The sequence below is a fragment of the Geothrix sp. genome (genome assembly GCF_020622065.1).
Taxonomy (GTDB): Bacteria; Acidobacteriota; Holophagae; order Holophagales; family Holophagaceae; genus Geothrix.
Genome location: NZ_JAHRYQ010000001.1, coordinates 692,996 through 705,676, shown reverse-complemented (window position 1 = coordinate 705,676; position 12,681 = coordinate 692,996). Strand labels below are relative to the sequence as shown.

14 protein-coding genes are annotated in these 12,681 nt (G+C 64.8%); all 14 read right to left on the bottom strand.

Translation table 11 applies throughout. From position 1 onward, the window contains the following. Positions 1–125 precede the first annotated feature (125 nt). Positions 126–857, bottom strand: a complete 732-nt coding sequence (gene atpB, locus QZ647_RS03340) for a F0F1 ATP synthase subunit A (RefSeq protein WP_286353751.1) — start codon at positions 855–857, stop codon at positions 126–128. A gap of 12 nt (positions 858–869) precedes the next feature. Next, positions 870–1,268, bottom strand: coding sequence for a hypothetical protein (locus QZ647_RS03335; RefSeq protein WP_291270814.1), 399 nt, complete (start codon positions 1,266–1,268; stop codon positions 870–872). Then, positions 1,261–1,542 carry an AtpZ/AtpI family protein gene (locus QZ647_RS03330; RefSeq protein WP_286353753.1) on the bottom strand — a complete coding sequence of 94 codons (282 nt, stop codon included), beginning with the start codon at positions 1,540–1,542 and terminating at the stop codon, positions 1,261–1,263. The genes QZ647_RS03335 and QZ647_RS03330 overlap by 8 nt, the downstream gene beginning before the upstream one ends. Positions 1,543–1,605: 63 nt before the next feature. Further along, positions 1,606–3,063: an NADH-quinone oxidoreductase subunit N gene (locus tag QZ647_RS03325; RefSeq protein WP_291270813.1), complete on the bottom strand. Its 1,458-nt coding sequence runs from the start codon at positions 3,061–3,063 to the stop codon at positions 1,606–1,608. Further along, positions 3,063–4,748: an NADH-quinone oxidoreductase subunit M gene (locus QZ647_RS03320; RefSeq protein ID WP_291270812.1), complete on the bottom strand. Its 1,686-nt coding sequence runs from the start codon at positions 4,746–4,748 to the stop codon at positions 3,063–3,065. Before QZ647_RS03320 ends, QZ647_RS03325 begins: the two co-directional genes overlap by 1 nt. A 21-nt stretch (positions 4,749–4,769) precedes the next feature. After that, on the bottom strand, positions 4,770–7,130 hold the full coding sequence (gene nuoL, locus QZ647_RS03315; RefSeq protein ID WP_291270811.1) for an NADH-quinone oxidoreductase subunit L: 2,361 nt from the start codon (positions 7,128–7,130) through the stop codon (positions 4,770–4,772). Then, a complete protein-coding gene (gene nuoK / locus QZ647_RS03310) occupies positions 7,127–7,429 on the bottom strand; it encodes an NADH-quinone oxidoreductase subunit NuoK (RefSeq protein ID WP_286353757.1) in 303 nt (100 codons plus the stop codon). The genes nuoL and nuoK overlap by 4 nt, the downstream gene beginning before the upstream one ends. Beyond that, a complete protein-coding gene (locus QZ647_RS03305) occupies positions 7,429–7,980 on the bottom strand; it encodes an NADH-quinone oxidoreductase subunit J (RefSeq protein ID WP_291270810.1) in 552 nt (183 codons plus the stop codon). The genes nuoK and QZ647_RS03305 overlap by 1 nt, the downstream gene beginning before the upstream one ends. A gap of 32 nt (positions 7,981–8,012) precedes the next feature. Then, positions 8,013–8,516 (bottom strand): NADH-quinone oxidoreductase subunit I, encoded by a 504-nt coding sequence (locus tag QZ647_RS03300; RefSeq protein ID WP_291270809.1) that lies wholly within the window; start codon positions 8,514–8,516, stop codon positions 8,013–8,015. 10 nt (positions 8,517–8,526) lie between these two features. Then, the gene (locus QZ647_RS03295; protein ID WP_291270808.1) at positions 8,527–9,693 is read right to left on the bottom strand and encodes a complex I subunit 1 family protein; all 1,167 of its coding nucleotides are present in this window, start codon (positions 9,691–9,693) and stop codon (positions 8,527–8,529) included. 19 nt (positions 9,694–9,712) lie between these two features. Beyond that, positions 9,713–10,813: an NADH-quinone oxidoreductase subunit D gene (locus tag QZ647_RS03290; protein WP_291270807.1), complete on the bottom strand. Its 1,101-nt coding sequence runs from the start codon at positions 10,811–10,813 to the stop codon at positions 9,713–9,715. A 9-nt stretch (positions 10,814–10,822) separates the two neighbouring features. Continuing rightward, complete coding sequence (locus tag QZ647_RS03285) at positions 10,823–11,701, bottom strand: NADH-quinone oxidoreductase subunit C (RefSeq protein WP_291270806.1); 879 nt, start codon at positions 11,699–11,701, stop codon at positions 10,823–10,825. Then, on the bottom strand, positions 11,701–12,210 hold the full coding sequence (locus QZ647_RS03280; RefSeq protein WP_286353763.1) for an NADH-quinone oxidoreductase subunit B: 510 nt from the start codon (positions 12,208–12,210) through the stop codon (positions 11,701–11,703). Before QZ647_RS03280 ends, QZ647_RS03285 begins: the two co-directional genes overlap by 1 nt. Then, a complete protein-coding gene (locus QZ647_RS03275) occupies positions 12,201–12,554 on the bottom strand; it encodes an NADH-quinone oxidoreductase subunit A (protein WP_291270805.1) in 354 nt (117 codons plus the stop codon). The genes QZ647_RS03280 and QZ647_RS03275 overlap by 10 nt, the downstream gene beginning before the upstream one ends. Positions 12,555–12,681 lie beyond the last annotated feature (127 nt).

Genomic DNA, 12,681 nt, shown 5'->3' with positions numbered 1-12,681 from the left:
TCCCTGGGGACGGTGAAAGAAAGGGCTCATCAGTAAGGGCGGCAAGGAGGCCTGGCTCAGCCGGGCCGACGCGCTGGGGGGTCCCGGGGGCCGTCGCCCGCAAAGCGGGCGCCCCCCGGACGATATCAATGCTCGTGAGAGACGGCACCACTCAAGTAGATGGTGGCCAGCATCGTGAAGACGAAGGTCTGGATCAGGCCGAAGAAGAGGCCCAGGAACATCATGGGGATCGGCAGCAGGATCGGCATCAGGCCGAAGAAGATGCCCGCCACCACATGCTCGCCGGCGATGTTGCCGAAGAGACGCAGGGAGTGGCTGAGAATGCGGCTGAGCAGGCCCAGGATCTCCAGCGGGAACATGAGCGGAGCCAGCCACCAGATGGGGCCCGCGAAGTGGGCCCAGTACTTCACGAACCCCTGCTCCTTCATGCCGTGGAAGTTGTAGTAGCCGAACACCACCAGGGCCGCGCCCAGGGTGACATTCCAGTTGCTGGTGCCGGGGCTCAGGGCCGGAAGCAGGCCGAAGAGGTTGTTGAAGAAGACGAAGAGGGCCATGGTCCCGATGAAGGGCAGGTAACGCTCCCCGTGGTGGGCAATGTTGTCGTTGATCATGTCCTTCAGGCCGCCGACCACGCCCTCGAAGACCTGCTGCAGGGGGCCGGGGATGCGGGCCAGGTTCTTCCGGACCAGGGTCGTGATCGCCATGGCCAGGAGCGCTGCCAGGGCCGCGTTCAGCAGGTGGTCGTAGCGCTCCAGGACGGAGAGGGCCGCCCCGTGGGCGAAGCCGGGCCAGGGATGCTGGGTCAGATGCAGGACCTGGGTGAGCCACTGGGCGAGCAACGATGCGTGGTGTTCCATCTCGGTCAAACCTCAATCGGGCGGGGTGGCTTCGGGTTTCTGGAAGGCCAGGCGCAGCGCCTCCAGGAGGATGCCGGCCACGAAGAGAAGCACTCCCAGGGCCAGCGGCAGGGCTTCCGCCGGGTATCTCCCCATCATCCCACGCAGCACCAGGGCGATCAACGCCAGTTTGCCGAAGGAGAGGAAGCCGTAGAGCCACCTCCGGCGCACGGAGGGCGTCAGCATGCGGGCCGTCAGGTAGCGGTGGAGGGTCCAGAAGGCGAGGCTGGCCAGGGCCCCCACGCCGAAGACCAGCCCGGCGGTCCAGGAACGCAGGAACCCCCAGAGGGCGATCCCCGCCAGGCCCAGGACGACCATGGCCCCAGTGACCCGGCAGAGGTGGTCCTCCCCCTCGTGGCCAGCCTCACGCATCGGGCCCCTTCCCTTCCTTGAGGCGCTTGAGTTCCGCCTCGTCCCGGCGGGTCATGCGCCGGTTCACCTTATAGAGCTCCCAGAAGGCGGCGGTGATGCCCCAAACGAGGCCCACCCACTGGCCCGTGGCCGGGCGCCCGAACCAGCCGCCGATCCAACGGCCCAGGAAGAACCCCAGGGCGATGCAGAGGGGGAAGGTCAGCCCGAGCGACATGAGGTCGCCCCACAGGGCCCGCTCACCCGGATCGACCCCGTCGCCGCGCTTGAAGATCACGGACCGCTCCCCAAGAAAAAAGGCGCGGGAGGAATCCCGCGCCTTTCAGTGTACGCCGTCGCCTCAGATCCGGACGGCCCAGTCCAGAAGCCAGGGCCCGAAGGCCGTCCCCACCAGCACCAGCAGGCAGGCCAGGGCCACGATGAAGGTCGGGGCAGCTCCCATGGGAACCACCTCGCCCTCGACAGGCTCCTTGAAGTACATCTGGGCCACCACGCCCAGGTAGTAGTAGGCACCCACGACGCTGGTGAGCAGCGCGATGACGGTGAGGGTGACGAAGCCCTGCTCGATGGCCAGCTTGAAGAGGTAGAACTTCCCGAAGAAGCCCACCAGCGGGGGGATGCCGGCGAGGCTGAGCAGGAAGATCATCATGGCGAAGGCCAGCACGGGATGTTTCTTCCCCAGGCCCCGGAAATCTTCGATGCGCTCGCCTTCGCCCTTGCCCTGGAGGTAGATCACCACCGCAAAGGCGCCGGTGTTCATCACTAGGTAGATGAGCATGTAGAGCCACACGGCCTGGGCCCCTGCCCTCGGGTCCCCCGACAGCACACCCAGCAGCATGTAGCCCACATGGGCAATGCTGGAGTAGGCCAGCAGCCGCTTCATGCTCTCCTGCCTCACGGCGGTCACATTGCCGAGGATCATGCTGGCCCCGGCGATGTAGCACAGGGGCAGCACCCACTCGCTGGTCACGCCGTGGAAGCCCGCGCCGAAGACACGCAGGAAGGCCGCCAGGGCCGCGGCCTTAGGAGCGGTGGCCATAAAGGCGGTGATGGGCGTCGGCGCACCCTCGTAGGCGTCCGGCGACCACATGTGGAAGGGCACCGCAGCCACCTTGAAGGCCATGCCCACCAGCACCATCAGCACCCCGCTATAGACCAGCAGCGTGCTGGTGGTCGGCGTGAGGGCCAGCGCCTGGTTGAGGTCCGCCAGGTTGGTGGTGGTGCCGCCCGCGGCGCCGTAGAGGAGGCTGATGCCGTAGACCAGAATGCCGCTGGAGAAGGCGCCCAGCAGGAAGTACTTCATGCCGGCTTCCACGCTGGTGGCGCGGTCCCGAAGGTAGGCCACCAGGATGTAGATGCAGATGGCCATGAGCTCGATGCTGAAATACACCGAAATCAGGTCCGAGGCGCCGCACAGGAAGAGCATGCCCGCCAGGGAGAACAGAAGCAGGGCGTAGTATTCCACCGTCTGCTGCTTGAGGCTGTTGAGGAGCCGGGTGCTCAGGGCCACCGTGGCGGCGGTGCCGAGGATGCAGAGCATCTGGAAGCCCCGCGCGAGGCCGTCCATGCGGAACATGCGGGAGAAGCCCTCGCCGTCCACGGTGCGGCCCACCAGCACGGCGGTCGCGGCCAGGATCACCAGGGTGATCGGGGCCCACTTGTGCTTTTCGCTCCGGTTGAAGAACAGGTCACCGGGCCAGAGCATCAGCGTGGCCATGACCATCAGGAACAGTTGGGGCGTGATCAGGTGCGTATCCCGGAGGAGCGCACCCAGAAGCCCCTGCGCGAAGCCGGTCATCAGTGGCCTCCGCCGTGGCCATGGGTTTCGGGGGCGGGCGTGGCGGGGGTCTCGTGACCAGCCGGGGCGGCTTCATGACCGACGGCCGGAGCCGCCTCATGAAGGGCCGGAGCGACCATGCCCCTCATCCCGATCTTGGCGGCGGCAGCCTGCTGGGCGGCCAGGGCCTGGGCGGCATGGAATCCCGGGGTGACCTGTTCGACGAGCTTGCGGACCGGCGCATCCATCACATCCATGACCGGCTTGGGATACATGCCGATCCAGAAGGCGACCACGACCAGGGGGGCGAAGTAGAGCACCTCGCGGAGGCTCAGGTCTTCCATCTTCTCGTTGACAGCGCTGATGGGCCCGAACATCACGCGCTGGTACATCCACAGCAGGTAGGCGGCGCCGAGGATGATGCCCAGCACGGCCACCACGGCGGCCCAGGGGAAGGCCTGGAAGGAACCCATGAGGATCACGCCCTCACCGATGAACCCGTTCAGCAAGGGCAGACCCAGGCTGCTCATGGTCATGATCATGAAGATCGTGGCGTAGACCGGCATGCTCTTCGAGAGGCCGCCGAAATCCGCGATCATTCGGGTGTGGCGGCGCTCGTAGACGATGCCCACCGCGAGGAAGAGGCCGCTGGTGCTGATGCCGTGGTTGATCATCTGGAACAGGCCGCCCTTGATGCCGTAGGGATTCAGGGCGAAGAGGCCCAGCATGCACAGACCCAGGTGGCTCACGGAGGAGTAGGCCACCAGCTTCTTCATGTCCTTCTGGATCATGGCCACCAGGGCGCCGTAGATAATGCCGATGAGGGACAGCCCGATCATCCAGGGCATGAGGTCCTTGGTGGCATTGGGCAGGATGGGCAGCAGGAAGCGGACGAAGCCGTAGGTGCCCATCTTCAGGAGGATGGCCGCCAGGATCACGGAGCCGGCGGTGGGTGCCTGCACATGGGCATCCGGCAGCCAGGTGTGGAAGGGGAACATGGGCACCTTGATGGCGAACCCGATAAAGAAGCCCAGGGCCAGCAGGATCTGGTAGGTCTTGGACTGCTGGGCGATGATCGGCGCCATGGCCTGGAAGCTGGCCAGCGAGAAGTCGTAGGTGCCCGTGGTCTTGTGCTGCAGGAAGTAGATGGCGAGGATGGCCACCAGCATCAGCACGCCGCCCGCCAGGGTGTAGAGGAAGAGCTTGATGGCCGCGTAGAGCTTCTGGGGGCCGCCCCAGATGGCGATGAGGAAGTACATCGGGACCAGCATCACTTCCCAGAACAGGTAGAAGAGGAACATGTCCTGGGTGATGAACACGCCGAGCATGGCCGTCTGGAGCACCAGCATCCAGATGTAGTACTCCTTGTGCCGGGTCTCGATGGACTTGAAGGAGCAGGCGATGGCGATGGGCCCGATGAAGGTGGTCAGCAGCCAGAGCAGGAGGCTGATGCCGTCCATGCCCACACTGAACTTCACCCCCAGGGAGGGGATCCAGTTCCAGGCCCCAGCCCATTGGACCGCGTCGCTGGCCCGGTCATAGCCGAACCAGAAGACGACGCTCAGCAGGAAGCTGACAATCATTACCAGCAGGGAGCCGATCTCGAAGATCCGGCGCTGGTCCTTGGGCACCAGAAGCAGGACCAGTGCCCCCAGGAGGGGCAGGAAGGTCGCCACCAGCATCAGTGTCGTGTTTGCGGTGAACATGGGGACTCCAACCAATGAGGGCTAGGCGAGGAATTTCCAGAAGGCGAAGACGAGGAAGCCGAGGAACATCACGAAGGCGTAGTGCTGCACGCGGCCGCTCTGCAGGCCCCGGAAGACCGTGCTGGTCTCCTGGATGATGTAGGCCACGAGGTTGACCGCGCCGTCCACCAGCTTCTGGTCAAACCAGTGCGACAAGTCCGCCCAGATGAGGGTGACGCGGGCGGCGCCATTCACCATGCCGTCCACCACCCAGGTATCGAAGCTCCATAGCTGGGCCGAGAAGCGCTTGATGGGCTCGATGAGGGCCGCCTCGTAGAACTCGTCCACATAGTACTTGGCGTTCACCCAGCGGTACAGGTTCGGGAAGCGCGCCACGAAGGCCTTGGCCCGGCTCCAGCTGGGGTCCACCTTGTAGATCCACCAGGCCAGCAGCATGGCACCGGGAGCCCACGCCAGCGTGGCCCAGGCCATGAGGCCGTATTCCATCGCGGGAGGGATGTGCTCGCCGTGGTGGACGGGCGCCACCTGATAGAGCAGCGGCTCAATCCACTTGCTGAACAACTCGGCAGGCACGATGGGCAGGATGCGATGCAGGCTCTCGGGGTAGTTCAGGAAGCCGCCCACCACCGCCAGACCGGCCAGGATGGAGACGGGCAGCCACATGCGCCAGGAGACCTCGTGGGGGTGGTGGCCCGGCACGATGTCGTGATCCTCCGGATCATCGTCATGGTGCGCGTGGTGCTGATCCAGCTCGTGGGTGTGGTTCTCGTGATGGCCGTGGGCATCATGACCATGGCCGGCATGCGCGTGGTCGTCATGGCCGTGGTGGGCCTCCGACTGCACGGTCAGGCCGTAGGGATCGTTGCCGGCTCCGCGGTACTCGCCGTAGAAGGTCATCGCGATGAGGCGGGTCATGTAGAACGCCGTGCAGAAGGCGCCCAGCATGCCCAGGATCCAGGCCACCAGATTCAAGGTCGGGCCTGTGTAGTGGCCATGCTGATACCAGCCCTCGAACACCTTCCACAGGATCTCGTCCTTGGAGAAGAAGCCCGAGAAGGGGAAGATACCCGCGATGGCGAAGGTCGCCAGGATCATGCTCATGGCGGTGATGGGCATCAGCTTCTTCAGGCCGCCCATGTTGCGCATGTCCTGCTCGTGGTGGCAGGCGGCGATCACCGCGCCGGACCCGAGGAAGAGACTGGCCTTGAAGAAGGCGTGGGTGAACACATGGAACATGCCCGCGCTGAAGGCCCCGGCGCCCATGCCCATGAACATGAAGCCCAGCTGGGACACGGTGGAGTAGGCCAGCACCTTCTTGATGTCGTACTGGGCCAGACCCATGGTGGCGGCCACGAAGGCCGTGAGCGAACCGAAGGCCAGCACCACGGCCAGGGCCACCGGCGCGTTCACATAGATGAAATTCAGCCGGGTGATCATGTAGAGGCCGCTGGTCACCATGGTGGCCGCGTGGATCAGCGCCGACACGGGGGTCGGGCCCGCCATGGCGTCCGGCAACCACACATAGAGGGGGATCTGGGCCGACTTGCCCATGGCGCCCACGAAGAGGCAGCAGCCGATGAGATTGAACCACCAGGTGGGACTCGCGGTGTGGCCATAGAGCGTGATGGCCGGCATGTTCGCGATGTTGCGGACGGAGCCCATCAGGGTGTCGTAGTCGAGGGTTCCGAAGACCTGGAAGATCAGGAAGAACCCGATCATGAAGCCGAAGTCGCCGATGCGGTTCGTGACGAAGGCCTTCTTGCCGGCGACGGCCGCGAACTCCTTCTCGAAGTAGAACCCGATGAGCAGGTAGGAGCAGAGACCCACGCCTTCCCAGCCCAGGAACATCATCAGGATGTTGGCGCCCAGCACCAGGTTCAGCATGCTGAACACGAAGAGGTTCAGGTAGGCCATGAAGCGGTAGTAGCGGCCGTCGTTCCGCTCTTCAGCCATGTAGCCGGTGCTGAAGAGGTGGATGAGGAAGCCCGCGCCCGTCACCAGCAGGGCCATGCAGCCGCTGAGCACATCGAACTTGTAGGCCCACTCGATCTTGTAGGTGCTGAGGCCGCCCAGGACCCGCGCGCCGCCGATGTCGAACCAGGTCCAGAGGCTCTGGTGGATGGACCGGCCGTCCGCAGGCAGGCCGACGAGCTGGACGAAGTGCCAGAGGGTGAGGAGGAAGGCCAGGCCCACGCTGCCCAGGGCGAAGGCGTCCACGACGGCGGTGTTCTTCAGCTTCCGGCCGCTGAGGCCGTTGATGATGAACCCGAAGAGGGGCAGGAAGGGAATCAGCCAGAGCAGGGTGCCCGGCTGGGAGGCGGCGGTGGCGAGGGCATTCACGCCGTGCGTCAGGGTCATGTCGGCAGTCATGGTCGTCGTCATCCCTTCAGCAGGTTGATGTCGTCCACCTGGACGGTGTCGCGCTTGCGGTAAAGGGCCACCACCAGTGCAAGGCCCACCGCCACTTCCGCGGCGGCGAAGCCCATCACGAGGAGGGCGAAGGCCTGTCCGGAGACGGAGCCGCTGTGGCGGGCGAAGGCGATGAAGTTCAGGTTGGCGGCGTTCAGCATGAGTTCGACGCACATGAGGATCACCAGCGCATTGCGGCGGATGAGCACGCCGGCAATGCCGATGGAGAACAGCAGGAAGGAGATGAGGAGGACCGCATTCAGGCTGACCATCACACCCGCTCCGTCTTTGCCAGCACGACTGCGCCGACCAGGGCCACCAGGAGGATCACGCTGAGGATCTCGAAAGGCAGCAGGTAGTCCGCAAACAGCCCGCGGCTCACGGCCTGGGCGTTCTGGTGGGCCACATCCAGGCCCTGGGCCAGTTCGGGACGAAGCACCAGGGCATCAGGGGAGGCCGTGCCGAAGATCACCCGCCGGAACACGCCCACGAAGAGAGCCGCACCGATCAGGACGGCTCCCACGGCGTAGCGCGACTGGAGCTGGAAGACCTCCCCCTCCTTCTTCTTGCTCATCTCCACCAGCATGACCACGAAGAGGAAGAGCACCACGATGCCGCCGGCGTAGACCAGGATCTGGGCCATGCCCAGGAACTCAGCCTCCAGCGCAAGGAAGCACCCGGCGATGCACAGCATCGCGAAAAGGAAGCCGAGCACGCTGTGCACGGCGCTCCTGGAGGCGACCATGAACGCGGCGCCGCACAGGGCCATGACGCCAAAGATGGCGAACATGTTCCGGCCGATCGTTTCGATGAAATGTTCCATGGGGCGTCCTCGGAAATGCGAGATGGGTGGAATCAGTCGTCAGCCACGCTGAACTTGCCTGCGTGCGAAGGCTCGAACATGTTCTGCTCCAGCCCTTCCGTACCGAGGGAGAAGTCCTCGCGGTTGTAGGCGGCCAGCTCGAACTGGTGGTTGAGGATGATGGAATCGAAGCCGCAGCTCTCCACGCAGAACTCGCAGAAGATGCAGCGCTCCATCTCGAAGTCGTAGCGGACCGGGAAGGGCATCTTGCGCCCTTCCTTCTTCCCCTTCTCGATGGTGATCACCTGGGTGGGGCAGATCTTCTCGCAGGCGAGGCAGCAGACACACTTGATCTCGCCCTGCTCATCCTTCAGTAGGGTGAGTCGCCCCCGGAAACGCGGCTGGACCTTGGCCGGCACCTCGGGGTACTCGGACACGATGTGGAGCGGGACCTTGCGCCGGTTGGCCGTGAAGAACACCTGGCTGAAGTGCTTGCCCGTGATGGACAGGCCCTTGGCGATGTCGGCGGGGATGAGAGTCCTCAGGAACTTGTGCATGGGCGGCCCCTTAGACGGCGAAGCAGCGGATGGCAGCCGCCAGCAGCAGGTTGATCAGCGCCAGGGGAATCAGGTACTTCCAACCCACGGCCATGATCTGGTCGTACCGGTAGCGGGGGATCGTGCCGCGCACCCAGATGTAGGTGAAGAGAAGGAAGATGATCTTGGCCACGAAGAAGATGGCGTGGGGCGCCCCGAACCATGAGAGGAAGCCTGGCAGGTAGGGATTCACCAAGCCCTGGAGGCCGAAGGGCAGGAGCCAGGGGCCGCCCAGGAAGAAGGCCGAGGCCAGCGCCGACACCACGGCCATGTTGATGTACTCGGCCAGGTAGAAGAGGCCGAACTTCATGCCGGAATACTCAGTGTGAAAACCGGCCACCAGCTCGTTCTCGGCCTCGGGCATGTCGAAGGGGAGGCGGTTGGTCTCTGCGAAGCCGCAGGTGAGGTAGAGCAGGAAACCGATAACCTGGGGGACCAGCGCCCAGGCCGGCATGCCCGTGGCCATCCGTGCGGACATTTCGCCGAAGTTCAGGCTGGCGGAGAGGACCACCGGCGCGAGGAGGCTGAGGGCCAGGGGGACTTCATAGCTCACCATCTGGGCCGCACTGCGCAGGCCGCCGAGGAGGGGGTACTTGGAGTTCGAAGACCAGCCAGCCAGGACGATGCCGTACACCCCCACGGTCGCCACGCCGAGGATCCAGAGCAGGCCCACATTGATGTCGGCGATGCCCCCGGAGACCGGGAGGCCGCCCACGAAGGGGAACCAGGTGGGGAGGGTGAAGAAGGTGCCGGGCACGAAGGAGATCGCGGCGAACACCACGATCGCCGCCACCATGCTGATGGAGGGGGCGATGAAGAAGACGAATCGGTCGGCCTTCGCCGGGATGACATCTTCCTTGAGGATCAGCTTCAGAACATCGCCCACGAGGCCGGGGATGCCACGCCAGTAGGAGAGGACGGGCACCCGGCCCATCTTCCACATTGAGCGGTTCATCCACCCGGAGAAGCCGACATGACCGCTGGCTACGCGGGTGGACCCCAGGCGCTGCTGGATGTGGCCAAGCACCTTGCGCTCGGCGAACACCGTGAGGGGAACGACGACGAAGACGAAGATCACCACCAGCAGGCACTGGATGAGCGTGATCACGATGGACTGGGTGAGGGTCGGAGTCGGCATGTCTTGGGATCCTCGTCGGCTAGCGGTCGATCTCGCCGAGCACGATGTCCAGGGAGCCGATGGCCGCGACGCAATCGGCGATCAGTCCGCCCTCGGCCATCTTGGGCAGGGATTGGAGGTTGATGAACCCGGGGGCCCGCACATGGAACCGGTAGGGATTCAGCGAGCCCTTCTCGCCCACGAGGTAGTACCCGATCTCGCCCTTCGGCGATTCGGTGGCGTGATAGACCTCGTTGACCTCGGACCTCATGATCTTGGGGAGCTTCGCCATGACGGGCCCCTCGGGCATGCCGTCCATGCACTGCTGGATGATGCGGGCGCTCTGGCGCATCTCCGCCATGCGGACCAGGTACCGGGCGTAGGTGTCGGCCTCGGTGCGGGTGGGGACCTCGAAGTCCATCTCGGCGTAAGCCGCGTAGGGGAAGGCCTTGCGGATGTCGTAGGCCACGCCGGCCGCCCGCAGCATGGGGCCGGTGACGCCCAGGGCGATGGCATCCTCGGCGTTGAGCTTGGCCACGCCGATGGTGCGCTTCTTCCAGATGCGGTTCTCGGTGAGCAGGTTCTCGTATTCCTCGAGACAGCTGGAGAACTTGGCCAGGAACTTGTTCACCATCTTGTCGAAGCCCGGGGGCAGGTCCTCGCGGAGGCCGCCGATGCGGAAGGCCGTGGTGGTGAGGCGGGAGCCGCAGAAGGCCTCATTGATGTCGAGGACATCCTCTCGCTCGCGGAAGGCGTAGAGGAAGACCGTCAGCGCCCCGATGTCCATGGCGTGGGTACCCAGCCAGATGAGGTGCGAGGCGATGCGGTTGAACTCGTTCAGCAGCGTGCGGATGTACTGGGCGCGCCGCGGCACGGTGATGCCGAACAGCTTCTCGTTGGCCTCGGCCCAGCCCAGGTTGTTGGCCACCGCCGAGCAGTAGTCCATGCGGTCGGTCCAGACCTGGCCCTGGAAGAAGGACTGGTTCTCGCAGATCTTTTCGACGCCGCGATGCAGGTAGCCGATGATGGGCTGGCAGTGGGTGATGGTCTCGCCATCCAGCCGCAGCTTCACCCGGAGCACACCGTGCGTGGACGGGTGCTGCGGGCCCAGGTTGATCTCCATTTCCTCGTTCTTGAACACCGTCCGCTCCTAGTCCGCCTTGGGTTGCTTCAGGTTGATGCCCAGCTGGCCGGCCTTCTGGAGGGCGATGCGTTCGAGCATGCCGCCTCGATCCTCGCGGAAGGAGATGTCCCGCTGGCCCCAGCCCACGGTCGGGTAGTCCTTGCGGAGGGCGTAGCCTTCCCAGTCCTCGGGGCAGAGGATGCGGGTCATGTCGGGGTGGTTGGCGAACCGGATCCCGAGCATGTCGTAGATCTCCCGCTCCATCCAGTTGGCGCTGGGGTAGAGCGGACAGGCGCTCTCGGGCACGAAACCCTCGGGGACGAGGATTCGGAGGCGGAGACGCCTGCGGCGGCTGATGCTCGTCAGGTGGTAGACCACGCTGAAGGCGAAGTCCTTGGCGGCGGGGTAGTGGGTGCCCGTCTGGTCGGCGAGCATCTCGTACTTCAGGGCGGCCTCGTCACGGCAGAGCGCCAGCGCCTCGAGGATGGCTTCCTTCTTCACCTGGCAGACCAGTTCACCGGCCTGCTCGAAGACCTCTTCCACCTTGTCGCCCAGGAGCACCTGCAGCTTCAGCAGATCGGCGTCCTTCGCATCCTCGGGAAAGGGGGTCTTCAGATCGTTGTCGTCCTTGCGGGGGACGGGGCGGACGGGGGCCTTGGGGGCATCCTTCCCCTCGGCCTCGGCCTTGGCCTTGGCGGTCTCGTAGTCCGCCAGGGTCTTCTGCCACTTGGCCTCGTCGGCCTCAGCCGCGGCCTTCTGTTCAGCCAGGTAGGTCCGGCGGCTCGGCAGAGGCACCGTCTTCGGCATGGCGATCTGGCGATTCGGCGCGGCCTTGTAGTCGTAGATGTACGGACCGGCGGGGGCCTCCGGGACTTCCGGGACCTGGGGGGCGTTCGGTTCCGACATCAGCCGACCTCCTCGAAGATCTCCTTGTACCGGTCAGCCAGGCTGCTGGTCATGATCTTGTCCTGCAGCTTCAGGAACCCGTAGATGAATGCCTCCGGGCGGGGTGGGCAGCCGGGAATGTAGACATCCACCGGGATGACCTTATCCACGCCCTGGATGGTGTGGTACGAATCGAAGGGTCCGCCGGCGGTGGCGCAGGAACCCATGGCCATCACCCACTTGGGTTCGGGCATCTGGTCGTAGAGGGTCTTGATGATGGGGGCCATCTTGTAGGTCACCGTGCCGGCGATGATCATCAGGTCGGCCTGGCGCGGGCTGGCCCGGAAGATGCCGGCACCGAAGCGGTCGAAGTCGAAACGGCTGGCGCCCGCGGCCATCATCTCGATGGCGCAGCAGGCCAGACCGAAGGTCACGGGCCACACGCTGGTGGCGCGGGACCAGTTCATGACCTTCTCCACCTTGGTGGTGATCAGGATGTGCTCCAGGGCGGTGGGTTGATTTACTCCCATGTCAGGGCTCCCTTGGACCAGATGTAGCCATAGCCGAACAGCAGCAGGAACAGGAAGAGTCCCAGTTCGATGAATCCGAAGAGGGCCAGCTCCTTCATCTGGATGGCCCAGGGCATCAGGAACACCGTTTCCACATCGAACACCAGGAACATCACTGCCACCAGGTAGTAACGGACGGAGAATTTCTCCCGCGCCCCACTGGTCGTGGTGATGCCGCACTCGTAAGTCGAGTATTTCGCAGCACTGGGCCAACTGGGGCGCAGGAGCCGCGACAGGTTCAGGATGATGATCGGCAGGGCCACTGCCACCAGGATCAGCAGCAGGATGGACGCGTACCCACGCATGGAGCCTCCAAGACGAAAGCAATTGTGGCGCGCGAGTCGCGGGCGGGTCAACGCTGGAAGCCGACCGCTGCATCCATTGTGACCCATGCCCGACTTCGACCCCCTCCCCCGGCCCCGATCCGCTAGG